Source organism: Candidatus Enterococcus willemsii (assembly GCF_009933335.1).
In the GTDB taxonomy this organism is placed as follows: domain Bacteria; phylum Bacillota; class Bacilli; order Lactobacillales; family Enterococcaceae; genus Enterococcus_F; species Enterococcus_F willemsii.
This window is the reverse complement of sequence record NZ_MAEL01000023.1, coordinates 36,358-62,391: the sequence shown is the minus strand read 5'-3', so window position 1 is coordinate 62,391 and position 26,034 is coordinate 36,358. Positions and strand designations below refer to the sequence as shown.

Annotated in this window: 23 protein-coding genes; 2 read left to right on the top strand and 21 right to left on the bottom strand. The window is 36.4% G+C overall.

What is annotated here, in order from left to right; translation table 11 throughout:
* Positions 1-40 precede the first annotated feature (40 nt).
* The 10 genes from BAU17_RS03475 to zapA all read right to left on the bottom strand — a co-directional run bounded on the left by BAU17_RS03475 (position 41) and on the right by zapA (position 10,476).
* Positions 41-709: a DUF2812 domain-containing protein gene (locus tag BAU17_RS03475; protein WP_161901433.1), complete on the bottom strand. Its 669-nt coding sequence runs from the start codon at positions 707-709 to the stop codon at positions 41-43.
* Positions 706-1,035 (bottom strand): PadR family transcriptional regulator, encoded by a 330-nt coding sequence (locus BAU17_RS03470; RefSeq protein ID WP_161901432.1) that lies wholly within the window; start codon positions 1,033-1,035, stop codon positions 706-708. Before BAU17_RS03470 ends, BAU17_RS03475 begins: the two co-directional genes overlap by 4 nt.
* A 115-nt stretch (positions 1,036-1,150) precedes the next feature.
* The gene (locus BAU17_RS03465; RefSeq protein ID WP_161901431.1) at positions 1,151-2,284 is read right to left on the bottom strand and encodes an aminotransferase class I/II-fold pyridoxal phosphate-dependent enzyme; all 1,134 of its coding nucleotides are present in this window, start codon (positions 2,282-2,284) and stop codon (positions 1,151-1,153) included.
* An 18-nt stretch (positions 2,285-2,302) separates the two neighbouring features.
* The gene (locus tag BAU17_RS03460) at positions 2,303-3,034 is read right to left on the bottom strand and encodes an amino acid ABC transporter ATP-binding protein (protein ID WP_161901430.1); all 732 of its coding nucleotides are present in this window, start codon (positions 3,032-3,034) and stop codon (positions 2,303-2,305) included.
* Positions 3,035-3,045: 11 nt separating this feature from the next.
* The gene (locus BAU17_RS03455) at positions 3,046-4,542 is read right to left on the bottom strand and encodes an ABC transporter substrate-binding protein/permease (protein ID WP_161901429.1); all 1,497 of its coding nucleotides are present in this window, start codon (positions 4,540-4,542) and stop codon (positions 3,046-3,048) included.
* Between the two features lie 194 nt (positions 4,543-4,736).
* Entirely contained in the window at positions 4,737-6,521 is a 1,785-nt protein-coding gene (gene uvrC / locus BAU17_RS03450) for an excinuclease ABC subunit UvrC (protein ID WP_161901428.1), read from the bottom strand.
* A gap of 112 nt (positions 6,522-6,633) precedes the next feature.
* Entirely contained in the window at positions 6,634-6,948 is a 315-nt protein-coding gene (trxA, locus tag BAU17_RS03445; protein WP_161901427.1) for a thioredoxin, read from the bottom strand.
* An 80-nt stretch (positions 6,949-7,028) separates the two neighbouring features.
* Positions 7,029-9,395, bottom strand: a complete 2,367-nt coding sequence (locus BAU17_RS03440; protein WP_161901426.1) for an endonuclease MutS2 — start codon at positions 9,393-9,395, stop codon at positions 7,029-7,031.
* An 81-nt stretch (positions 9,396-9,476) separates the two neighbouring features.
* Positions 9,477-10,019, bottom strand: coding sequence for a CvpA family protein (locus tag BAU17_RS03435; RefSeq protein WP_161901425.1), 543 nt, complete (start codon positions 10,017-10,019; stop codon positions 9,477-9,479).
* Positions 10,020-10,035: 16 nt separating this feature from the next.
* Positions 10,036-10,476 (bottom strand): cell division protein ZapA, encoded by a 441-nt coding sequence (gene zapA, locus BAU17_RS03430; protein ID WP_161901424.1) that lies wholly within the window; start codon positions 10,474-10,476, stop codon positions 10,036-10,038.
* Between the two features lie 153 nt (positions 10,477-10,629).
* Here zapA and rnhC point away from each other — a divergent pair, with 153 nt between their 5' ends.
* Positions 10,630-11,556, top strand: a complete 927-nt coding sequence (gene rnhC / locus BAU17_RS03425; protein WP_161901423.1) for a ribonuclease HIII — start codon at positions 10,630-10,632, stop codon at positions 11,554-11,556.
* A gap of 57 nt (positions 11,557-11,613) precedes the next feature.
* On the opposite strand, the gene BAU17_RS03420 is transcribed toward rnhC, so the two are convergent.
* The 5 genes from BAU17_RS03420 to BAU17_RS03400 all read right to left on the bottom strand — a co-directional run bounded on the left by BAU17_RS03420 (position 11,614) and on the right by BAU17_RS03400 (position 17,729).
* On the bottom strand, positions 11,614-12,501 hold the full coding sequence (locus tag BAU17_RS03420; protein ID WP_161901422.1) for a glycine betaine ABC transporter substrate-binding protein: 888 nt from the start codon (positions 12,499-12,501) through the stop codon (positions 11,614-11,616).
* Positions 12,502-12,576: 75 nt separating this feature from the next.
* Positions 12,577-14,292, bottom strand: a complete 1,716-nt coding sequence (locus BAU17_RS03415; protein ID WP_161901421.1) for an ABC transporter permease/substrate binding protein — start codon at positions 14,290-14,292, stop codon at positions 12,577-12,579.
* A complete protein-coding gene (locus BAU17_RS03410; protein WP_161901420.1) occupies positions 14,285-15,502 on the bottom strand; it encodes a quaternary amine ABC transporter ATP-binding protein in 1,218 nt (405 codons plus the stop codon). Before BAU17_RS03410 ends, BAU17_RS03415 begins: the two co-directional genes overlap by 8 nt.
* Before the next feature lie 200 nt (positions 15,503-15,702).
* The gene (locus tag BAU17_RS03405) at positions 15,703-16,347 is read right to left on the bottom strand and encodes a GntR family transcriptional regulator (RefSeq protein WP_161901419.1); all 645 of its coding nucleotides are present in this window, start codon (positions 16,345-16,347) and stop codon (positions 15,703-15,705) included.
* 50 nt (positions 16,348-16,397) lie between these two features.
* Positions 16,398-17,729 (bottom strand): hypothetical protein, encoded by a 1,332-nt coding sequence (locus BAU17_RS03400; RefSeq protein WP_161901418.1) that lies wholly within the window; start codon positions 17,727-17,729, stop codon positions 16,398-16,400.
* An 83-nt stretch (positions 17,730-17,812) separates the two neighbouring features.
* Between BAU17_RS03400 and BAU17_RS03395 the strand changes: the two genes are divergently transcribed.
* Complete coding sequence (locus tag BAU17_RS03395; protein ID WP_161901417.1) at positions 17,813-18,925, top strand: NAD(P)/FAD-dependent oxidoreductase; 1,113 nt, start codon at positions 17,813-17,815, stop codon at positions 18,923-18,925.
* On the opposite strand, the gene BAU17_RS03390 is transcribed toward BAU17_RS03395, so the two are convergent.
* The 6 genes from BAU17_RS03390 to BAU17_RS03365 form a co-directional block, all read right to left on the bottom strand.
* A complete protein-coding gene (locus BAU17_RS03390; RefSeq protein ID WP_161901416.1) occupies positions 18,922-20,490 on the bottom strand; it encodes a bifunctional metallophosphatase/5'-nucleotidase in 1,569 nt (522 codons plus the stop codon). The genes BAU17_RS03395 and BAU17_RS03390 overlap by 4 nt on opposite strands.
* An 88-nt stretch (positions 20,491-20,578) precedes the next feature.
* Positions 20,579-21,850: an extracellular solute-binding protein gene (locus BAU17_RS03385; protein WP_161901415.1), complete on the bottom strand. Its 1,272-nt coding sequence runs from the start codon at positions 21,848-21,850 to the stop codon at positions 20,579-20,581.
* A gap of 22 nt (positions 21,851-21,872) precedes the next feature.
* Positions 21,873-23,162, bottom strand: a complete 1,290-nt coding sequence (locus tag BAU17_RS03380) for an MBL fold metallo-hydrolase (RefSeq protein ID WP_161901414.1) — start codon at positions 23,160-23,162, stop codon at positions 21,873-21,875.
* Entirely contained in the window at positions 23,146-23,964 is an 819-nt protein-coding gene (locus BAU17_RS03375; RefSeq protein WP_161901413.1) for a carbohydrate ABC transporter permease, read from the bottom strand. The genes BAU17_RS03380 and BAU17_RS03375 overlap by 17 nt, the downstream gene beginning before the upstream one ends.
* Before the next feature lies 1 nt (position 23,965).
* The gene (locus BAU17_RS03370) at positions 23,966-24,847 is read right to left on the bottom strand and encodes a carbohydrate ABC transporter permease (protein WP_161901412.1); all 882 of its coding nucleotides are present in this window, start codon (positions 24,845-24,847) and stop codon (positions 23,966-23,968) included.
* Positions 24,847-25,920, bottom strand: coding sequence for an ABC transporter ATP-binding protein (locus tag BAU17_RS03365; RefSeq protein ID WP_161901411.1), 1,074 nt, complete (start codon positions 25,918-25,920; stop codon positions 24,847-24,849). Before BAU17_RS03365 ends, BAU17_RS03370 begins: the two co-directional genes overlap by 1 nt.
* Positions 25,921-26,034 lie beyond the last annotated feature (114 nt).

Below are 26,034 nucleotides of genomic sequence, written 5' to 3'. Positions count from 1 at the left end.
GAATCTGTGTGAATTTCATATGAATTTCTAACACAGCGATTTAGGTAAAATAGCCAAAAATAAATCCAATCACACCACCAATAAATGCACCCACACAAATATGAAGCAGTGAATCTCGCCAAATACGTTGTTTTTTGGCAAATGCTTCCGGATTATTGTAATAGTCTGGTCGATGTTTATAACGCAAATGCATCAGCTTGGCTGTTATTCTATATAGCAACGGATACAAGGTTGTAGCGACCGCTAATGACGTGACGATTGATATGAGATGACGTAACCCATTTTGTTGGTATAGCCAGATAATTAGTATCCATAATAATACACCTATTCCTGACACACTAAATGACCGTTTAAAGTACCACTGTTCTTCTGCTTGTAACCGTTCATGGTAACTTACTTTATCTGAAAATATTTTAGGTGTACTTTTATTTGCCATAAAATAGAAATACTTTTTTTTATAATTGGTCACATATTGCCAACCACTTACACGATACATCTCTAAATATTCATCAATTTCTGCTTGTGATTTGTCCCCTGTATAAAAATCAATGGCAAATTGTTTTTCTTGTGGAGAAGATTTTTGAAAGGACAAGATACCAAAGTTATTCATCTTGATAAATTGCCAGCCTTTACGCGCTTGTTCTTCTAAACGTACACATTCTTTTTCCGCATAGAAATGAATTCCTAGACTAAACAAATACTTCTTCATATATTCTCCGCCCCACTTCCCTCTGTAAATTTAGCCAACATTTTTTCTCCTGCTTGATAAAATACTTTTCGACGTTGGACTTCTTTTTTTAGAACGTCAATTCCTTGAGGTGTAATGTGATAAATTTTTTTACGGTCGAGGGTTTCTTCTAACTGAATCCATTCACTCTTTACTAACTTTTTTAAAATGGTGTACATACTTGCTGGTCCAATTTCAAAATTTCCATCTGTTAATACCGTAATTTCTTTCATAATTGCATACCCATGTTGTGGTTTGAGTAACGCTAATAAAATTAAATAGGTGGAATCTGTCAACGTTTCATCCAATCTGTTCACCTCACTATATCACTTCATGATATATCTATTAATGATATAGTAGCAAATTAAAATTTTTTTGTCAAAAAAAGGCATGATAATCGCTCGGATCATCATGCCTTTTCGTCTATTTATCTAATTTTGCTAAAAAAGTGGAGATTCGTTCAAGACCTGCCAACATTTTTTCTTTTGGTTCTCTCGCATAGCCCATCCGGAAGCAATTTTCTAAGTCAAACACGGCTCCCGGCATTAATAAAACGCTCTGTTCTTCAATTAATTTTCGACAAAACTCTTCTGAAGACAAAGAACTTTCATAATAAGGTAAAGCAACCGTGCCACCTTTAAACGGCGTATAAGATAATTTAGGTTCGTTGTCGAGCCATTTTTTGAATAAAACAGCACGTTCTTCTGTAATGGTCATATTTCTTTTATGAACGGCCTCTTTATTTTTCAATGCTAAGGCAGCAATGTATTCATCAATTCCACCACTACTTATCATTGTATAATCACGTTGTAAGTGCAAATCTTTCATGAATTTTTGATTGGGTGAAGCAATCCATCCTAAGCGTAAACCAGCCATCGCAAATGCTTTTGACATGCTTCCCAAACTAATCCCTTTTTCATATAAGTCCGCAACAGAGGCTGAAAAACCAACATGATGTGTCAGACCCCGATATGCTTCATCGCAAATCAGGTAGGCATGATGCTTACGAGCAATTGCAACCATTTCTTTTAAGGTTGCATCGCTTACGACATCACCAGTTGGATTATTTGGGTTGTTAAAGACTATCGCTTTGGTTTTATCCGTCATTAACGCTGCTAGTTTATCTAGATTCACTTGGTAACCACTTGGCGTTGCTTCCAAAAAGAGATAATCAATGGTGGCGCCAATGGATTCTGGTACGGAATAAATTTGTTGGTAAGCTGGTACGATCGCTACCACATGGTCACCAGGCTCAATTAAGGTTAACATCGTCAAATGGGATGCCCCTACTCCACCATGCGTAGAAATCACATCTTCAGCTGTTAAGTTTTGATATAAACTAGCAATTCCTGCTAAATAATTAGGATTGCCTTCAATCACACCATAACTTAGTTTCATAGAAAAAATGTCGTTTTTGACCTTTTCTTCGTCTTCTCCTGTGACAGCGAGTAATTCTTGTAGAGAAAATGGTGTAATCGAGGTACTTGTTAAGTTATAATCCACTTTTGTTTCATATAAATTTAACCATCGTTCAACACCAAAGGGTTTGATATACATTGTTTCACGTCCTTTTTATTATAATACTTTACTTAAGAAATCGATGGTTCGTGGATGTTGTGGATTGGTGAATAATTCGTTTGGAAGTCCTTCTTCCACAATTTTTCCTTCATCCATAAAGAGAACCCGGTCGCCAACTTCTTTGGCAAAGCCCATTTCATGTGTGACGATCACCATAGTCATGCCTTCTTTTGCCAAATTTTTCATGACGGTTAATACTTCGCCAACCATTTCTGGATCAAGAGCAGAAGTCGGTTCATCAAATAGCATCACTTCTGGATCCATAGCAAGCGCCCGCGCAATTGCAATCCGTTGTTTTTGTCCTCCTGATAAAGAACTCGGATAAGCATCGACTTTATCAGAAAGTCCTACTTGTTTCAATAAGCGCAAGCCATCTTCTTTGGCTTGTTGACTGTTCTTTAGTCCTACTTTGACTGGTGCTAGGCAAATGTTTTCTAAGACTGTTTTATGCGGAAAAAGATTAAATGATTGAAACACCATTCCCATCTTTTCACGAATTTTAAAAATATCGACTTTGGGATCAGTTAAACGAATCCCTTCAAAAAAGACATCACCCGTAGTCGGTGTTTCCAACAAATTAAGACAACGTAAAAAGGTACTTTTTCCTGAACCGGATGGACCAATCACTACCACAACTTCTCCTTGTTGAATGGTTGTTGTAATATCTTTTAGCACTTCATTTTTTCCGAACGATTTTCCTAAATTTACAACATTTAATAGTTCTGTCATTGCTTTTCCTCCTATTTAGATGAACGAGCCAATCTCTTTTCAAAACGAGAGACAAGCCATGAAACACTCCATGTAATCATAAAATAAATGACCGCTGCAATTAATAAGGATTCCATTGTACGGTAAGTGGCTGCTTTGACTGTATCGGCAACAAACATTAATTCTGATACTGCAATAACGGACAACAAGGATGTTTCTTTAATCATTGAGACAAATTCATTTCCTAATGCAGGCAAAATATTTCGAATCGCTTGAGGTAAAATGATTTCTTTCATCGTTGTACGACGATTCAAACCTAATGAGTACCCAGCTTCCATTTGCCCACTATCCACTGCATTAATTCCTGAACGAATAATCTCTGCAACATAGGCACTCGAATTAATCGCTAAGGCAATACATCCTGGAATCAAACGCGCAATATTAATGTCCCAAATGTGAATCGCTGGAATATTTAAGACGGACGATAAACCAAAATAAAAGATAAAGACTTGTAATAACGCAGGTGTCCCACGTAAAATTTGAATATAAAAATAGGCAATACTACTTAAAATTTTGCTTGAAGAAATACGCAACAGTGCAATGAGAATTCCTAGGAGCGTCCCAAAAATCACACAGATAATCGCCACACCAATTGTTGTCACTGCCCCTTTAATGAAAAGCGGCCCATATATTTGTAATGTATTTCGAGAATCGACATCTCCGACTCTGGCTTCCTCAATATTTTTTTCCAAAAGTTCTTCAATTAACCCTTCTTCTTGCATCTCAGCAATAATACGATTCACTTCCGTAATCAGTGCTTGACTATCTTTTGGAAAGGCAATCGATTGGGCGGTTTTTTCTTCTGGCACTTCAATATCGATATCTGCAATTTCTAAATTAGGATAAATATCAAGGTAATTTCGAGCAGAAAGGTAACCAACGACTCCTGCATCAACTGTCCCACTATTAATTTCTGCAATGACTTCTGGCAATTTTCCTAACGCAACGGCACGAGCATGACCAATATAATCATTTAAAATGGTTTCTTGTGTTGACCCTTTTTGCGCCGCCACTTCCTTATCCGTTAAATCTTCCAGTGTCTGGAAAGATGCTGCTTTATCTTTGGTCGTTAAAATAACGAATGGTAAGTTATGGTAACTATCAGAAAAGCTGATTACTTCTTTACGTTCTGGTGTTGGGTTAAACCCTGCCAGTGCCATATCAAATTCACCTGATTGCACACTTGGTACTAAACCATCAAATTTCATATTGGTTATCTCAAGCTCAACGCCAAGTTCGTCCGCAATTTTTTGTGCAATATCAATATCAAAACCAACAATTTCTTCTTTCCCATTATTCATACGAATATATTCTTTGGGTGGATTGTCTGCTGATGTTCCAACAACTAATGTCCCGCGATCCAATACTTTTTGCAATGAATCATCTGTTTCAGCAAATACTGTTGGACTAAACAACATCGGTATCATAACCAATAATATACCGAAAAAACCAATTAATTTTCCTTTCATGAGTAACCCTCCTATTAACGAACAACATTATAATTATTCATTCAATTATTTACAGTATACGGATTCATAGGTAATAATTCAATAAAATCTCTGATTTTTATGAATAAACCGAAAAAACATTCATAGTTTAGAATTTTCAGATTTTTCAGTATTCAAAAAAGTTGAAGAGAAATATTTCTCCTCAACTGATGAATTTATTTTTTCTCTGTTTCATGTAAGCTGTGATACACATTTTCTGCTACTTTTTTTGGAAGACCATGTGCTTGTAGTTCTTCAATTGTGGCTTCTTGAATTTTTTTCAATGATTTAAATTCTTTCAGTAAATTCTTTTTGCGCTTCGGTCCTAACCCCTCAATACCATCTAAACGCGAAGCAAAACTATTTTTACTACGTAATTGGCGATGGAAGGTAATTGCGAAACGATGCACTTCATCTTGAATACGCTGTAGCAAGAAAAATTCAGGTGAATTTCGTTCTAAGGGGACAACCTCTAATTCTGGGCCAAATAACATTTCACTTGTTTTGTGTTTGTCATTTTTAGCTAAACCAGCAATCGGAATATCTAAACCTAATTGATTTTCCAAAACATCTCGAGCAACATCCACTTGTCCTTTCCCACCATCAATTAAAATTAAATCTGGGAACGGAAGATTTTCTCTTAATACCCGTGCATAGCGTCGATAAATCACTTCCCGCATTGAAGCATAATCGTCAGGGCCTTTGACGGTTTTAATTTTATATTTGCGGTATTCATTTTTGGCTGGACGGCCATCAATAAACACAACCATTGCTGATACGGGATCAGTTCCCATAATATTCGAGTTATCGAAAGCTTCAATTCGTGTAGGTGACGGAATTCCCATTGCATTCCCTAACTTCTCAACTGCCCCAATGGTTCGTTCTTGCTTGCGTTGAATTAAATCAAATTTTTCAGCTAAGGCTACATGGGCATTTTTATTTGCCAATTCAACTAATTTTTTCTTTTCACCACGTTTGGGTTGCAAAATTTTGGTTTCCAACATTGCTTGGACACTTTCTTGGTCAATACTATCTGGAATCAATACTTCTTTCGGAATAAAATGTTCATTTTCTTGATAAAAACGACCAATATAAGTTAAAAAATCCTCGGTTGCTTCATTATAAAAAGGAAAAATAGAAACATCACGTTCGATTAATTTTCCTTGGCGAACGAAAAAGACTTGGACGCACATCCAACCTTTATCAACTGCATAACCAAAAACATCGCGATCCATCAAGTCGGCTTGCGTCATTTTTTGGCGAGTCATCACCGTTTCGATTGAACGAATCTGATCTCGGTATTCAGCAGCTTTTTCAAACTCCATATTCATGGCCGCTTCATTCATTTTCGCTTCTAAATCAGCTTGAATGTCACTATGTCCTCCACTTAAAAATTGTTTGATTTCCTTGACCATCTCTGTATATCGCTCTTTAGGCACGTCAAAGACACATGGTGCTAAACATTGGCCCATATGATAATAAAGACAGACTTCCTTGGGCATCACTTTACATTTTCGTAAAGGGAATAAGCGGTCCAATAGTTTTTTTGTGTCATTGGCTGCTCGTACATCTGGATAGGGTCCAAAGTACAAAGCTTTATCTTTTAACACCTTGCGTGTAATCAATAAACGTGGATAATCTTCATTGGTAATTTTGATGAAAGGATATGTTTTATCATCTTTTAGCATAATATTATATTTGGGATCATTTTTTTTGATTAAATTAATCTCCAATAACAATGCTTCAATATTTGATTCTGTCACAATATATTCGAAGTCTTCAATTTCACTGACTAACCGTTCTGTTTTCGTGTCGTGACTACCTGTAAAATAGGAACGCACGCGATTCTTAAGTACTTTCGCTTTCCCAACATAAATAATGGTGCCATTTTTATCTTTCATTAAATAACACCCTGGTTGATCAGGTAGCAAGGCAAGTTTGTTTTTAATTTGTTCGTTCATGCAGCAACCTCCATTCAGTTTGCTCTTTTTCTATTATAACATATTGGAACGTTTGTTCGTTATTTGAAGGTCAAAAAAACTGAGATGCAAGTCACATCTCAGTTCTTGTTTTTTACATATGTGGTGCAATCATTGCTTCAATTTGTTCTTTGGTTTGAACGCCGATTGCTTTCCCAACTACTTCCCCATCTTTTTTCAAGATTAGAGTTGGAATGCTCATAACACCAAAACTTGCTGGTGTTTCAGGGTTTTCATCAACATCCATTTTAACGATTTTAAACGTATCTTCATCGTATTGTTCTGATAATTGTTCTAAAATTGGCGCTTGCATGCGACAAGGACCACACCAAGTTGCCCAAAAGTCGATTAATACTAAACCTGTATCTGTTTCTTCAGAAAATGTTGCATCTGTAATATTGTTTGCCATTTTTGTAACCTCCAATTTTCAATAGTAAAAGTATAGCATCTTCGTTTACACTTGCAAACTAACTTGCTTACTTTTAATAATTACTTGAATTTAACAATCGTTGCGCCATTTCCACCTTGGTTTGCAGGCGCAAATTCATAACTTTTAACGCTCCGATGGTTTTTCAAATACTCGATAATTCCTTGACGTAATGCACCGGTACCTTTTCCATGGACAATTGTCACTTGCGGATAACCCGCGAGAATAGCGGAATCTAAATATTGATCAACTTCATTCAACGCTTCTTCATAGCGTTTACCACGTAAATCTAATTGATTAGAAACATGGGCACTATCTGCCGAACGAACAGTATTCACAATACGTTGAACCGGTTCTTTAGTTGGTGCTAATGGTTGAATATCTTCTTCGTCAATTTTCATTTTTAGAATGCCCAGTTGCACTTCCCATTGTCCATTACGAAGTTGCTTGATTAATTCGCCTCGTTGACCATACGAAGTCACCATGACTTCATCGCCGACTTTTAATTTTTTCGCTTCTTTGGCTTTTTTCAAGACTTTGTTTTTCTGTAGATGAGGTTCCTCATGATGCAAATCAGTTAAACGCGATTTGGCATCAATTAATTCATGTTCTTTCACCCGATTTTGGCTACCTGACAGTTGCATTTTACGAATATCTGCAATAATTTTTTCAGAGTCTTCTTTGGCTTCATCGACAATTTCATTTGCTTTTTTGCGAGCCTTCGCTAATTCTTTTTCACGTTCTTCAAAGAAATAACTATACGCATCTTGCAATTCTTTATGCAAACGTTGGGCTTCATCCACATATTGACGGACTTCTAAATATTCTGTCTCTGCCATTTTGCGACGATTTTCTAAATCAGCAATCATATCGTTTAAATCTTGACTTTCGCCATCCATAATTTGTTTCGCTGCATCAATAATATGGCTATCTAATCCGAGACGTTTGGATATTTCAAAGGCATTACTACGCCCTGGTACACCAATTAATAAACGATAGGTTGGACTCAATGTATCTACATCAAATTCCATTGAAGCATTAATCGTTTTTGCACGATTGTAGCCATAGACTTTTAATTCAGGGTAATGGGTGGTTGCCATGACGTAAGCAGATTTGGCTCCAATTTCATCTAAAATAGAAATCGCCAAAGCGGCTCCCTCTTGCGGATCAGTTCCTGCACCTAATTCATCAAATAAGACTAAGCTATGATTATCCACTTTTTGCAAAATGTCCACGATATTTGTCATATGAGAAGAGAAGGTTGATAAACTTTGCTCAATCGATTGTTCATCCCCAATATCCGCAAAAATTTCATGGAAAATTCCCATTTGACTCTCTTCATCGACAGGAATTGGTAGACCTGCTTGTCCCATTAATTGTAATAATCCTAATGTTTTTAAAGTAATGGTTTTCCCACCTGTATTTGGTCCTGTAATCACAATCGCTTGATAGTCTTGACCAATCATAATATCGTTGGCTACGACTTTTTCTTGATCAATTAATGGATGTCTGGCTTGTTTGAAGAAGACATAATTTTCTTCACTAATCGCTGGAACAATTGCTTTAACTTCTTTGGCAAATCGCGCCTTTCCGTTAATGAAATCAAATTTCCCAATAACATAAGCATTATGAAGAATATCTTTCCGATTAGGGACTAATGCTGCTGATAATTCAGATAAAATACGGGCAATTTCATTGCGTTCGGCTATTTGATGCTGGCGTAATTTATTGTTTAACTCCACAATTTGTCGTGGCTCAATAAATAGCGTTTGGCCAGATGAACTTTGATCATGGACAACTCCACCGAAAACTCCGCGATATTCTTGTTTGACCGGAATAACATAGCGTTCATTTCGCATTGTAACAATCGCATCACTTAAATAGCGGGCGTTTTTTCCACGGACAATATTATCTAAGCTTTCACGAATCGTTTGCTCGCTGCGACGAATATTATTTCGGATAATTTTTAATTCCGATGAAGCATCATCTGTAATGCGACCATCTTCATCCACTGATTCTCGTAAACGACGACTTAATTCTGGTAAGGTTGTTAATTGGGCTTCCCAATGATATAAACGTAAAAACTCGATTTCACTGTCTTTTAAGTCTGCTAAAAAACGTTTCACTTCATTGGTTGTTGACAACACACGCGAAACTTGGGCAAGTTCAACGCCATTTAAGTCTGCACCAATTTCAATTCGTTTCATATGCGGACGAATATTTTCAATTTTAGGAACCGGAATACCGCCACGTAAACGTTGGACTTTTATACCATCTTCTGTTTCTTCTAACCATAAATGAATCATTTGTTGGTCCGTCACTGGGTTTAGGTCACGCAATTCATCTTTCCCTTGAGCTGTCACCAGATATTGGGCAATTTGTTGTTTCACTTGTGAAAATTCAAGTGTTTCTAAAATTCGTTTGTTCAATTTTATTCACCTACATTTCTAATAATTTCAATTCATTCTTTTCAAGAAAATAGAGCAGATGTGTGAATCCAGCTGCTCTTTCTATTGAATAATATCGGTAATCCAAATTTTTTGGAAAAAATTCGACAATATCGGTGTATGTTCGACAATATTTTTCGGCAGACCTTCCGTAAATTGATTTTGAATAACTCCAATTGGTAAAGTGGTTAGCGCAAATAGCACCATAAAAATGATTGTATAGATAATCAACGTATTCATCACACCTGATAAAATCCAGTCATAAGGAAATAACTTATAAAAACGTAAATTACCAAACAAAATGCCAATAAACTTGGTCACTAACCAACCGGCAAAAACTAAACCAATAAAAGCCACGCCTGCATAATAAGCTTTATCTAAATCAAATGAAACTTCTTGGCTATACAATGCCATTTGTGTATCTGGTGAAACCGATAGATAAGGAACATACAGTTCAATTTTTTCACCTAAAGGTTGATAGAATTCTTTGGCAATAAAAAAACTAAGAATAAAACCAACTAAATAGATAAGTTGTAATGCCGTTCCTCTTCTTGCTCCTTCGTAAAAGGCAAAAAGTACGAGTAAAAAGATTGCTAATCCGATCATTTTAGGGTCCTTTCTGTTATCCTTGAGAGGTTTTTTGTTGAATGTTTCGTTTGCGTTCCTCATTTAAAATCTGTTGCGCTTCTAAGTGGTTATGAATTTCTACTTCGCTACGACCTGTGCGTTCAAGCACTTCTTTGGCCTCCACTTCAATCGCTTCAATTCGTTGAATACGATTTTCAAGCTCAGTGACTTTAATCGCTTTTTTTCGTAGTTCTTCATTCTTCTTTAATGCTGCCAGTAATTGTTCTTGTTTCTTTAATTGATCTGAAATAGCATTTACTGCTAATAAAATCGCCGCTTGTTCAGAGTCCATTTGTGGTGATAACTGTTTTAATTCATTCAATTGATCATTGACTAATTTCGTCACCATAGTCATGTGCTCTGTGCTTTCTTGCCCTATAATAGTATATGTTTGATTATCAATGACAGCCTTAAAGCGTTTCTTTTGCTTTGTCATTTGGTTTCAGCTCCCCTGTTTTAACAAATCCTTTTTTATTATATCATTTTCCGACTATTTTTTCTTTACACACTTCTTACTATTATAAAAGAAACAAGAATTTTTTACCATAAAAGATTTTCTATGGTAAAATCGGACAGAAGGAGTGTGTTCATGAGTACAATCGTTATAAAATTAACACCCACAGAAATCAAAAAAGTAACGGACTATTACCAAGATTATTTGTTAAACAAAAAGGTTCCGTATACATCCTTTGTCGCCAAAAAATCCGGTGTCACTATCACTGCCTACACTTCTGGTAAAGTGATGTTCCAAGGGGCGACAGCCGAACAAGAAGCTGGCAAATGGCAACAAACAACCGGCCAAACGAAAGCATCCACAAAAGCTGCTCAAGCAACTGGTAAATTGCCTGCAAATTTTGCCAAAAAAAGTATCATCGGCAGTGATGAGGTTGGCAATGGCAGTTATTTCGGTCCGCTGATTGTTTGTGCCGTTTATGCAGAGAGTGCGGTTCTTTCACAGCTTCAACAATTAGGTGTAAAAGATTCGAAAATATTAACAGATCTGCAAATTCGCCAATTAGCACCTAAAATTAAAGAATGCGTACCTTTCCAACTGTTAACAGTCTCTCCTGAGAAATACAATCAAATTCAACCTCAATATAATGCGGTACGAATGAAAGTTGCCTTGCATAATCAAGCAATTGGTTTGTTACTAAATAAAATTGCTCCTACTAAACCAGAAGGCATTTTAATTGATCAATTTACACCAGAAGCCAATTACCGAAAATATTTGAAAATGGAGTCCGCTCAAATCACAGAAAATCTATATTTCGTGACTAAAGGAGAGCAGTATCATTTAGCTGTAGCGGCAGCATCTATTTTATGTCGCGCTCAATTTTTAGAATCATTAGAGACGGCTTCAAAAGAACTTGGTTACTCTGTGCCATCTGGAGCTGGGAGTAAATCTGATCAAGTCGCTGCCAAAATTTTACGTCAAGGCGGCATGGATTTATTAGCAAAATATGCCAAACTTCATTTTGCCAACACAGAGAAAGCTAGAAAAATTGCGGGTCAATAAACAAAAACTATCCGAATGATGAGACACGTTTTCTTATCATTCGGATAGGTTATTTTTTTATGGTTTTGGTTGTAACTCCTCGATGGAATCAATATCCATATATGCTGGCACAGTTAACCCATTTTGAGCCCCCACTAAATTGGCACCCAAATCATCTAAATCATCACTATATTTATCATAAAAAGCTTTATGAGTCGATGGCAACCACGGTGCAACACTAAAATCAGCTTGTCCAGAAGCAACAGATTGGAACATAATTGCTGGTTCAACATCTGTAACTTTGACAGAATAGCCGTGATTTTCTAACACTTGTTTGACTAACTCTGAAGATGCTAGTTCTGTATCCCATTGAACTGAGACCATCTCTACTGACTCACCGTTACCTTTAGAAACACCTTTCGTCCATTCTGATACTTGGTCTCCATTTTCTTCTATCCATTCAGAGACAATTTCATCATATGGTCGATTTAAGCCTTCGCTGACCATTACTTGCATATCTGCTAACTCCCAATTGAATTGGTCAATAATTTGATAAACACCTGGGTGATCTTCTTTCAACCCTCTTCGAGCAATCGTATGAATTTCTTCAACCTCTCCCATTGCTTTTTTAGGATCTTCCAGCATTTTCAAATCATATTTTTCAAACATCCAATGTGGTGTCCACCCTGTAAAAATAATCGGTTCTTCTTTTTTTATCGCTTGTTCAACTTCAGATAGCATCCCTGCTGTAGAACTTTCCTGTAACGTCCAGCCAGACAAATTATCATAAGATGCCAGTGTTTCTTTCGTTACATCTGTAATACCTGCTCCCGGCTCGACACCTGTAATTGTATAATCGACAAATTCTTCAATGTTATCAGTCGATACCTGCTTTTGTTCACTACATCCAGTGAATAATAATAATATACTTGATACCATCAACAGTCCCATTGCTTTTAACTTCATAAATGCTAATCTTCCTTCCATTATTAAAAAAACTTGTAGATTCCTGTTTCCAGTGATTCTACAAGTTTTTTATTGTTATTCTTTCCAGCTGTTTACTGTGTCTTCATTGGCATCCATCCAGTCACGTGCTGCTTCAACTGGTGCTTTACCATTTTCAATTTCTAACATGACACTTTCAATATCTTCTAATTCCCAAGCGAAATTATCCAACACTTTATAAACTTCTGGCATATCTTCTTTTAGCCCTTGACGAGCCATTGTATTAATGCTTTCTTCGCCACCCATTGAACCTTTAGGATCTTCTAAATATTTCAAATCATAGCGTGAAAACATCCAGTGTGGTGACCAACCAGTAATAACAATATCGCGTTTATTTTTAATCGCATTTGCCAATTCGGTTGTCATTGCACCACCAGAAGAAGCAGCAAGCTTCCAATCAGCTAAGTTTGGATAAGCCTCTAATGTTTCTTCAGCAGCAGCAACCACTCCGGCACCGGGTTCGATGCCGACGATAGTTTGACCAGCTTGGTCAGTTAAATCTTCAATCGAGTCAACATCCATATAATCTGGTACAACTAAACCTAATTTAGCACCACCATCTAAGTTTGGACCTAAGTCATCCACTTGATCTTTAAATTTCTCATATTGAGACCCATGTGTAGCTGGCAACCAAGCAGCAACCATACCATCTGCTTCACCATTTGCGACAGCTTCCCACATAATTGCATTATCAAGTGGCGTCATTTTCACATCGTAGCCCATATCTTTCAATACTTCAGAGACGACAGTCGTTGACGCAATCTCTGTATCCCACTCAACATAAGCTAAGTTCACAGATTCTTTTTTCTCATTGCTTGCTGAATTAATAAAGTTTGCACCAACTAAACCAACAATAATAACAACAATCGCACCTAATGTGATTTGCTTTTGTTTTTTCGTTAATTTATGCTTCTTCGGTTTGTTAATATTTTGAGTGAAACGGTCCATAATAATCGCTAATACAACTAAAGCTAAACCATTTACAAATCCATTACCAACTTGTGAACGTTGGACTGCTGATAAGACACCTTGACCTAAACCAGGAGCCCCAATCATTGAAGCAATAACTACCATTGATAATGCTAACATGATTGTTTGGTTAATCCCGGCAAAAATTGTACTTTTTGCTAGTGGTAATTCTAATTTAAATAATTTTTGTTTACCAGTACCACCAAATGAATCTGATGCTTCTACTAATTCAGTTGGTACTTGTCGAATACCTAAGTTCGTCATACGAACAGTTGGTGGTAACGCAAAGATTACTGAGGCAAATACCCCTGGAACCATACCAATTCCGAAGAATGCTACCGCTGGAATCAAGTAAACGAATCCTGGCATTGTTTGCATGAAATCAAGAATCGGTGTAATAATACTTTGTGCTTTTTCACTTTTCGACATTAAGATTCCTAATGGTACCCCAATGATAATTGAAACCAAACTAGAAATTAAAACTAACGTCACAGTGTTCATTAAATCTGTCCATAAGCCTTGATTATAAATGTATAATAAGCCAATTAATGTAAAGACTGTTAAGCCCCATCTTCTATCAGAAATAAAGTAAGCACCAATCGTTAATAGTAACACCATTAATAATGGTGGCACAAATAATAGTCCTGTCGTCATATTCTCCATAATAAACGAACCAACCGTTTGTAGTAGTGAAAATAGACCAGAAAATGTATTTGTTAACCAGTTTGTGGCATCTGTAACCCAGTCAGCCAATGGAATTGGTTGTTGTAAAAAATTAAACATTTGCAGTCACTCCTTCCTCTGAATCATCATTTACTGTCGCATCTGACAATGCTGCAATGACGCTTCCTCGGATAACTACACCGATTAATCGATCTTGATCATCAACAACAGCTAACGGTGTTGGTGAATCGTAAATTAAATTGAAAATGTCTGAAACTAATGTATCTTTGTGAACTTTCTGAACGTTTTTATCAATAACTTCTTTTAAAGGTAATTCATTCTTACGTGCTTCACGAGCAGATTCAGCCGTTAAACTACCTTTTAGTTGACGTTTACGGTCAACTGCTAGCAACATACTAACTTCTTCTTTACGCATACGTTGCAACGCAACATTTGGACCATCAATTTCAATATTCGTTGTAAATGCTGGAACCATGATATTTTGAGCGGTTAAGACTTTTGAACGGTCCACATCTTCCACAAATTCCCGAACGAATTCATTAGCTGGGTTTGTTAAAATATCTTCCCCGGTACCGATTTGCATAATTTGTCCATCTTTCATTAGTGCGATACGATCCCCAATACGTAAAGCTTCATTTAAATCATGGGTAATGAAAATAATTGTTTTTTGTACTCTTTGTTGCAATTCTAACAACTCATCTTGCATTTCACGACGAATCAATGGATCAAGTGCTGAGAAAGCCTCATCCATTAGTAAAATTTCTGGATCATTGGCTAATGCTCGTGCCAAACCGACACGTTGTTGCATCCCACCGGATAATTGATTCGGATACTGATCTTTAAAAGATAGTAAGCCTGAATTATCCAAGGCTTGCTCTGCCCGTTGACGACGTTCTTCTTTAGGTACTCCACGAACTTCCAAACCATATTCCGTATTTTCTAAAATTGTACGTTGTGGGAAAAGACCGAAATTTTGGAACACCATATTAATTTTATGGCGACGTACTTCGCGTAATTCTTCTTTGTTCATTTTTGCAATATCTTCATCATCAATATAGATATCACCAGACGATGGTTCAATTAAACGATTCAATAGACGAATTAATGTAGATTTCCCACTACCAGATAATCCCATGATAACGAAAATTTCACCTTCGTTCACTTCAAAACTTGCATCGTACACACCAACTGTAGCACCAGTTTTTTCGACGATTTCGTTTTTACTTTTGTTTTCTCTAACCATAGCCAATGCTTGTTGGCTCTTCTTACCGAAAACTTTGGTTAAGTGTTCAACTCGAACTTTACTCAAACAAAAAACACTCCTTCTAGCTTATTTTCTGACTTTTTTCTGAAAACTCTCACCTAAGTGACCATATTACTTTAACATCGTGTGGTCACTTTGTCAAAAAAATAAAATAAGATTCTCATAATTTTCATTTCATTTCTCATTTTATAAATAGAAAACCAGAGGATGTTATCATCAACATCTCCTCTGGTTTACATAAAAAGTTATTCAGTTGGGTAGAAAAAATTCATCATTCGTTGAAAACTCAATTCATTTCCTACAAAATACACGATATTTCCAATACTTAATTTTGCATACGGTCCTGGCGAGAGTAACACTTCTGTTTCCGTTTGAATGGCAACAATTGTCGCGCCTGTTTTTTGCCAAATATTTAATTCTACAACACTTTTTTCTAAATGTAAGGCTTCTTCCGTTAATTTTAATTCATACGGAATAAATGGTGACATATCTCTCACTTGTTTGGATTGATTCACAAGAACATCCAGCAATTCTGAAAAATTATCTAATTCTTCTTGTTGTCTTTTCACACCATCTAAAATTTCTCGACGAATTTCTTCTATACTTTGAACATTTTTATATTTTTCGACATAACTTTTGGCTTTTTGCTTTGAGGCAACATAGGCACCACTACCATGGCGTACTTCCATAATTTCTAAATCCACAAGTACATTGATTGCTTTTCGAGCTGTTTCCGGTGAAACATTAAAGTTACTTGCTAAAGTCGACCGTGCGTGAATTTTTTCGCCTTCATGATAGCGATTATCAACAATTCGTTCTGCTATTTCAACAGCTATTTGCTGATAACGTGGAAGGGTCACACGCTTATTAGGTTGTATGTGTTTAGTCATTTTTCAAACCTTCTTATCTCATAATACTTGCATAGTATCATACCAAATCACTAAAAAACAACTGCTAATCGCTGGTAAAGTTGCTTTTCAATTTCTGCATAGGCAATTTCAAAAGGTTTTCCTGCTAAATAGTGACGCATTGCTACTAATAATGAATCTAAATTGATGTACCCACTCCCTTCTCCTAAAATGCTAGTCAAATAATGTTGCAAGATGTCTGGCTGATTTAAGGTCTCGGGACTTTTCAATAATACAGCAAACGATTGAAAGAAAACATCAGGTAAAGTTGCTATTTTGGCATCAAAAGCTTGTTTTTGTTCTTCTTTTTCGATTCGAATTGCTTTTAAAAGTCCATTGCGCATCACTTTAGGAATCCCCAAAAAGAATGATTGATTAAATCCATGTGTCAAATACATCCTTAACACAACATCTAAAACTTCTTCATCAACAATTTTACCTTTGGTTCGACTAAATTCTTGGAAAATCATTTTTGCTAATCCTGGTTTCTCACGTGGCAATGATTGCAGTTGATGCAATAATTCTCCAAAAAAGACAAACGGAAGTTTCTCAAGCTTTGTTGTTAATAATAATTTGCTTTTTTTCGTCAAAAATTTCTTATGTGTATACAAGTTAGTTGTTGCTAAATCAACCATAAAGTCTTCATAAAAAGCTTCAAATAATGTTTTTTCAGCTAAAAAATGAGCGGTGTCTCCTTGTGCTTGCTGATTCACTCGGCGAATCTCAGTTTCTAATGCTTCATAATCTGAGATATAGATTGGCATCTGAGCATCTCTAAAATCTTTGATACGTTTAGGTAATTTTTGGTTTAATTGAATCGGTTTCGCTAATTGATTGTTACGAAAGACTGCGTAACAATAGCGTTGCCAGACTTGTTCCGGAAAGGCGACTTGATTTTTCTTTAACCATAATAATTCATCGAGAGCAATATCAATTTCATTAACTCCTTTTTGAATTTCTCTGGCTACTTCAATTGGGATATTTAAGTGATCGGCAAAATGATTAATCCCAAGCGCAATGGGTTTCTTGCGTTTAGTTGAATGTAAAATAAATTGATATTTTAACGGACGACCACATTTGCAGATTAATTTCGTCCCATCAGGTAATGGCTCTGGATAAAAAGGATTAATTTTTAACTCAGAAAATCGCCATTGAGTCGATTGCATATAGCTATTTTTTAAGAAAAGTGAACGAATACGATACTTGCGGTGATGCGCAAGTAATTCTTTTTGTGACTCATTTAATTGTTGAAGCAACGATTCCCTTTCTTTTAATGTAAATGTTTTTGCTACTCGTACCGGATAAAAATATGTTCCTAAAAATTCTGGATACCAATCGGCAAATAGCTCTAAATAATCGTTCATTGGTAACTTCCTTTACTTTAAATTCTAAGCTCTTTCTATTATACTATTTTTTGTGATGTGACAAGTGAAGAAAGGAATGAATTATGAAAAAAATTGCAATTATTGGTGGCGGAATTATTGGACTGACCCTCGCCAATTACCTAGATACAACAAAATTCGATGTGACCTTATTTGATGAAGGCATCGGTCAAGCAACAGGTGCAAGCGCTGGGATTATTTCCCCTTGGCTTTCCAAACGCAGAAATAAAAAATGGTACCAACTCGCAAAAGATGGTGCAGCTTTCTTCCCAAAACTTGTCCAAGATTTATCACTGGATGCATCGGTTTATTCCAAGTGTGGAACCATTTTATTACGAGAACAAAATAGTCTCTTAGCGTTGGCCGAATTAGCAGAAGAACGCAAAAAAGAAGCGCCTGAGATTGGCGACATTCGCTTATTAACTGCTGATGAAACAGCTAGCTATTTACCTTTGCTTAAACCCGCACCTTCACTTTACGTCTCTGGTGGCGGACGTTTAAACGGTCGTTCCTATTTAGCCCACGCAACCAAACAAGCATTGGCCAAAGGCGTCAAGATTATTCATGAAAAAGCACAAGTTGATGCGGACAACGAGCAATGGCAAATCCAAAGTGCTTCTCATCAAATCACAGTTGATGCTGTCGCATTAACCTCGGGACCGTTTGTCAAACCTTTATTAGAACATTTAAATTACACTGTTGATATTCGTCCACAAAAAGGTCAACTATTAGCCTTTGATACCACGTATCAAACAAGCCAAGAATGGCCAGTTGCCATGTTAGATGGCGAAGCAGATTTAATTCCTTTCATGAATGGACAGATTTTAATTGGTGCTACCCATGAAAATGATGGTGGTTGGGATTTAACACCTACGCAAGCAGCTTTTGATCAATTGGTTGAAGGTACACGTGATTTTCTAGCCAATCCTGAAGCACTTATATCACAACCAGCCTCTTTCTTTGTAGGGACTCGTGCATACACATCTGATTTCGCGCCATTCTTCGGACCTTTAGAGCAAACAAATCTCGTGGTCGCTAGTGGACTAGGTTCATCTGGTTTGACTACTGGTCCTTATATTGGTTATTTGCTTGCTACTTATTTTAATGAAGGAACTTGGCAAGCGGACTGTTACCAAAAACCGATAGAGACATATGTACAAAAAAACGCTGAAAATTAATTCTCAGCGTTTTTTTCATCGATTATTTTGAAATTATGATTGACTGTTGCTTCAATTACTGGATGTTTGCGTAAATATTCAGCGATTAATTCTGTCATATCGACGGGAATTTCACGAACAATTTTATCTGCTGTAAACATTGTATAATTTCCACCACCTACTGCACGGTATTGATTGGTGACAATTTCTAGACTATCGGTTGGCTGTACAGCTTTGCCTTGGTAATTAAGGGTGGTAATCCGTTCGCCGATTGGCTTGGTTAAATCAATGACATAATCGATCCCTTCATACATATCATAATTATAATATTGTGGTTTTGGTTCAACATATTTAGGATTGAAAATTGTCTCGCCATTTTCAATCACAAAGTATTCTGCAGTTTGTTCTAAAGCAGCTCTTAAATCAGCACCAGATACTTTTAAGACTGCTAATGTATTTGGATAGACATAGTTTGTGATGACATCGCGCATCGTGATGGTTGCATTAAAGCCTTTACCATCATTATTAAATAAGGCGGTGCCAGAAATATCAGCTCCGCTAGCTTCCATTTGAACACGATTGATAAATTCAATGTACGGATGTTCCACTAAACGAGCTTCATTTGGATCTTTGATACGCATATCACCAATCACTTGACCAACTGCTTGGTCTAGCCAATCCTCCACTTCTTCATTGAGCTCTGCTAATTGGGATACAACTTCCTCATCTACTTTTTCATTAGCAGTGGCATGGAGATTAGCATGACTCTCAACAATTGCGTAATTATTTTCTTCATCAAGTTCCAAACAAATTTCTCCTACAAATGCTCCTTGAAAGCCCGGTTGAATGACCGGTACACCATTAATTTTAGTGGCAATTTGGCGATGTTGGTGACCAGTGATTAATGCATCAATTCCAGATACTTGACTTAATAATTCATATCCTTCATTTTCGCCTGTTAAAGCTTCTGTCGGTTCACCGGTTACTAAATCTTTTTCGAAACCGCCATGATAAGCCACAATCACCACATCCGCTTGTTCTCTTAACTGAGGAATATATTTCTTCGCTGTATCAATAATGCTTTCAAATGTCAAATCAGCAATCGTTGCAGGTTGTTCCCAGTGTGGAATATACTGGGTTACAACACCTAAAATAGCAACTTTAACGCCAGATTTTTCAATAATGGCATATGGTTGACCAAAAGCTGGTTGCCCCTTTTGATTTAAAATATTTGCCGCAAGTACTGGATGATTATAACTTTGAATAGCTTCTTTAAGATACTCTAAGCCATAATTAAATTCATGGTTTCCTAACACACTGACATCAAATTGCAACTGGTTGATTAATTGTGTGATGGCTTGGACACCATGCTCTGCATTTTTGCGCACGTAATAACTCAATGGTGAGCCTTGAATAAAGTCACCATTTTCAATTTGAATAACTGGACCGGTCGCTTGTTGACGCAGTTCTTTTAGTTTTGTGGCAACTTTTGCGGTACCAAAAGGTAAATCTAACTCACGCTGCGTAAAATTAGTTGGCATGATATAGCCATGCATATCGCTTGTTGCTAAAATTTTTAATTCCATTCTTTTTTCATCCATCCTCGTTTTAAACATTTCTACTTCCTTATAGTAAAACAAAGAGCCCGGTTTGTCACACCGGACCCTTCATTAATTATTGATTCCAAGCATTTTCTAATACTGGAACAGATTCTTCAATTAATTTGTCTAAATCTTTGTTAGTATTTGCAAAAATATTTTCCATAATGTTGCGTACTTCATTGTAAGCAGGATCTGCATTTTCAACGACAGGGATTGAGAATAGTTCTTTTGTTGCATCTTCTAATGAAGCAGGCACTTTCATGTCTGAATTTTTGTATTCCTCACTTTGCAAGACAGAATCAACAATCGGCATATAGCCAGTTGAAAGTGACCAGTGTAATTGTGCTTCTGGTGTTGCCAAGTATTTCATAAATAAGAATGCTGCTGTACGTTCTTCAGGAGAGGCACTATCAAACATATAAATATCTGTTCCTTGTTGCAAATTGATTTTATCTGGACGTGGTGCTGTACCATATTCAAATTTACCAGCAGTGTCTTTCGCAGTATAGCCTTCACCAGCAATTGAGCCAATAAACATCGCTACTTGTTCATTTGCAAATGGACCTGATAAATATTTATCCGAACCTGCTACACGGAAGTAGCCGTCTTTGATACCATCTGCATAATAACGAATGACTTCTTTTGATTCTTTGCTATCAAATTTCAAGTCTTTGTCAAAGTCAACACCTTTGTTTTCCATTCCGATTGCGTAGTAGTTATTCAATGAATCAAAACCTGCGCCGACTACTTTACCATTTGATTTTTCAAAAATCGTTTTTGAAGCAGTTGCTAATTCTTCCATTGTTGTTGGCACTTCTACACCATATTCTTTTAACATATCTGCATTATAAAAGAGCATTTCTGTAGATTTATTGAAAGGAATTCCATATTGTGTATCTTCAATACGAGCCCCCTCTAATAGTGGTTGACGAATCGCTTCTTGGTCACCCCAGCCAATTGTTTCATTATCCATGTAAGGTTGTAAATCAACTAACATTTCATCTTGTGCTGCGTTCCATAACCAACCCGGATAAGCTTGCGTAATTGTTGGCAAATCCTTTGGTGATGGCAATGTTGAATTTACTTTCGCTTGTAAATCAGGATAAGAAGATTGATTTTGTAATTCAACTTTAATTGTTGGATTTTCTGCCATAAAATCATCTGTCAATTTGGTTAATGCTTCTTCTTGTGCCCCTTGCATTGCATGCCAAAAAGTAATCGTTGTATCCTCTTTTAAATCAGTGACGATATCTTTGGCTTCCTCACTTTGTTTGTTTCCACAAGCAGCTAATGCTAAAACAGCCGCTGCGGCTACTGACCATGTTGCTAAACGTTTGAATTTCATTTTTTTCTCTCCCCACTATTTTTTATAACGTGATACTGCTGCCACGATCTGGCAATATTCTTTCACCGTACGGATTCTCCAGTTTTTCTGGGTGCAACGTATGGATTGGAACCAATAATTTCGGTTGAATCAATGAGATAATTTTAGCTAAATCATCTGGGAAAGCATGACCAGTACAAGCTAAGCGAACAAATGTAATATTTTTTTGCGCTAATAATTCTAAAAAGACGGCATATTGTGGATCAAAATCCCCTAATGGTTGAGCATCACTATGAATATATAAACTGCCTTCTTGTAAATTTTCGAAGCGATCAACAACTTGCCAAACATACCGCTCTTGATCAACCAATAAAGTGTCGTAGGCGACTTCTAAGGTTGCATCTAACTGATCGATGACTAGCGCATTTTCAAGATAATAATAAGGAACAGCTATATCAAAAATTTCTAATAATAAGGCAGCCATGTTGGCCTCTAATACTACTGTTCGAGGGGACTGTTCGATGATTTTCGCAAAACGCTTCACATTTGCTGGATAACCGTTAAATGTGATTTGACGATGCGGATTAGCTAAGACTAGTTGCACAAAACGCTGAATTAAATCTTCTTCGCTCAATACTTTGTCTTCCTCTGTCCCTTCACGTTCAGGAAAACTAATACTTACGCCTTCCATCATCAAAAGGTCACTTGCTTTCGCTTGCTCACAAAAAGCTAGTGTGTCTTCGGCATTATGACCATGTAACCGCAAATCACCTGTATACGTAATTAATTGGTCCGGTGTACGAATTAATAAGGCAGAAGCACCATAAGCATCATGATCAACGGGAACAATTTCCACTGAAAGATCACCAACTTCAATCACATCATGCGGTTCTAAGCCAATCATTTCTCTCGTGAAACCTACTTCTTCAAACGGAGATGGAATTAGGAAATCACCTGTTCGATTTAATGTATTTAAAATTGCTTTCGTTTCTTTTAACGTATAAAGAGGAACGGCAGGGTCTAAATAATTAATCATGCGTGAATGATCTAAATGCGCATGAGATAAGAAGACAGCTGTATGTTGATAGGCTTGCTCATCTGCTCCTTGATACTGATAGCCTAAGCGTGGATCGTATAAGTCCTTTAACTCAGGAACAAGTCGATTCTCTAATAATGTGGATAAATTATCATCTGGTAAATTTAATTCTGGACGAAATTCTGTACCAAAGTCAAAAAAGATATGCGCATCTTTATAAGCAACTTCGATGACTGTCCCACCAATGGTTAATATCCCACTATGAAACGTAATAATTGGTTTATCCTTTGATTCCATTTTTAGCCACTCCTCGAATAATTTCTTTTCTAAAGATTAAATAAATAATCAAAATTGGAATAACGGTTAAAGTTGCAGCCGCCATTTGCAAATGAACATCACTGCCACTTTCAGTTGTGAAAGCTGCTAAACCATTATTCAACAAACGATATTTCTTTTCATTCGTTACTAACAATGGCCATAAGAATGAATTCCAACTTGAAATAAAGGTTAAAATTCCCACCGTTACCAAAGCCGGTTTCGACATTGGCACGAGAATTCGCCAGATATATTCCAAATCAGAGGCACCATCAATTTTAGCTGCTTTATAAAAGGTACTAGGAATGCTTTTTAGATAACCATTCAAATAATAAATATAAAAAATACTTGTTAAAAACGGAATAATCAATGCACTATAGGTATTTAATAAGCCCATTTGTGCAATTGTTTGATAGTTGGTAAAAATAATCGATTCATACGGTACCATTAACAAAGAAATCATAATCATCACGACCCAGTTTTTAAACCGGAATTGCAAACTAGTTAAAGCAAAGGACGCTAGTACAGCTGTTACGACTGTTGCAATTGTGGTAATTGCTGAAACAAACACAGTATTAAAGAAGTAACGTAAGAATGGTGCTTTAGCAAATACTTCCACGTAATTATGCCATTGGAATTTTTCTGGAAAAATTGTTGGTGGAATACTCGTTACCTCGCTATAGGTCATCAGTCCAGCTAAAATCATATAAATAAACGGGAACAAAGTAATAACACCTAAAATACCTAAGAAAATGAAAGAAAGAATAGTAACCATGCGATTCATTTTATTCCCCCACTTTCTTTAATAATTTATTTTGTAAAAATGTAACAATTAAAATAACTACAAATAAGATAACTGTTGCTGCCATCGCAATACCCGGACGTCCTGCAACATGGAACTTATCATAAATATAGTACACTGCTGTCGTTGCACTATTTGCAATTCCTGCCGTACCTCCAAATAAGGCATACACTTGTGTATATACTTTAAACGCACCAATTAAATTCACAGTTAACAAGAACGCAATTGTTGGTAGCAGTTGAGGAAAGGTAATTCGTCGGAAAATTTCCCAGTTAGTTGCACCAAACATATTGGCAATTTTATAATGCTCTTGATCAATATTACGTAAGCCTGCTAACAAAATAATGATATTAAATGCCAGACTGGTCCAAATACCAAAGATAATAAGCGTTGGCATACTCATTTGAATCGAATCCAACCAATTGACAGCTGGAATCCCAAACAACCCTAAAATAAAATTGACAATCCCGTAGGACCCGTTGAAAAAATAACGAAAGACAATCCCAATCGCAATCGTACTTGTGACATAAGGCATGAAAAAGATTGTTTCAAAAAAACTTTTGTGTTTCACTTTTTCAAAAATAATCCAAGCAATTGCCAAACTAATCACTAAAGCAACAGGTACTACAACAAAAGCGTATAGAGCAGTGTTCTTCAAGGCACGATAAAATACGGGATCACTTAGCACGCGTTGATAGTTTTCTAGTCCTGCATACTTTTGATTAATCAGTGAACCTTTTTGGAAACTCATAATAAATGAACGAAATAAAGGATAGATATTAAATAAAAGAATGACGCCTAAAGATGGCAGCAGGAAGAACCATGCTTTAGGTTGGTTTTCCGGATTATAATTTTTCTTCATCATCAGTACACTCGTTCTCCTGTTTCTTTGAAAATAAAGGCTTTGTTATAGGCAAAATCAAAATGCACGTGATCGCCTTCTTCGATGACTTCTTCAATACTAACAATTGATTTCACGTGTTGACTATTTAAATCAACATTTAAAATACGTTCGCGACCAATCAATTCCACGCCTCTAACTAAGACAGAAAAAAGCGCTTTTTCCTCTTTAACTAACACGTCTTCTGGGCGAATCCCTAATGCATAAGAACCATCAGACAAGTCTGTTTTAAAACGAGTTGGCTCAAAATTAGTCACTGGGAACTGGAAGGATTCATGAGACATTACACCATCTTTTACAGTAACAGGTAAAATATTCATGATGGGGTTTCCGATGAAAGTGGCAACAAATAAGTTATTTGGTTCTAAATAAAGATTCTGTGGTGCATCATTCTGTTGGATGACGCCTTCATTTAAAAGAATAATTTTATCGCTAATTGATAATGCCTCTTCTTGATCGTGGGTAACAAAAATTGTCGTAATCCCCACTTCTTTTACTAAACGACGAATTTCTTCACGAATTTTCAAACGCAGCCGTGCATCTAAATTACTTAACGGCTCATCTAATAATAAAACATCTGGTTTTTGTACTAATGCACGGGTAATTGCGACACGCTGTTGTTGCCCACCAGATAACGTCCCTGGTTTTTTATTACTCAATTCTTCGATATTCGTTAATTTCATATACTCTTCGGCAATTGATTTTGCTTCAGATTTAGAAATTTTCTGCTTGCCCACGGTTAAAGGAAACATAATGTTTTCTAAAACAGTCATATGTGGATATAACGCATAATTCTGAAAAACAAATCCAATGTTTCGATTTTTCGGTTCTGTTTTAATCACCGAAGAACCACTAAATTGAATATCTCCATCGGAAGGATTTAATAAACCAGCAATTAAGTTCAAAATTGTCGATTTTCCACAACCACTTGGCCCTAATAAACAAACCAAATCCCCCTTCTCAATTGTGAAATTGACAGATTTTAACGCTTCAAACCCATTATCGAAAACTTTTTTCAAGTCGATAACCTCAATCATGAAAAACCCTCCAAAAAAATTTATTAACATGCAACTTTTATTTTACCATTATAATTAAAAACGTACTTTTAAAATTCCATTAGAAATTTTGTTAACATTCACTCATTTAAATGA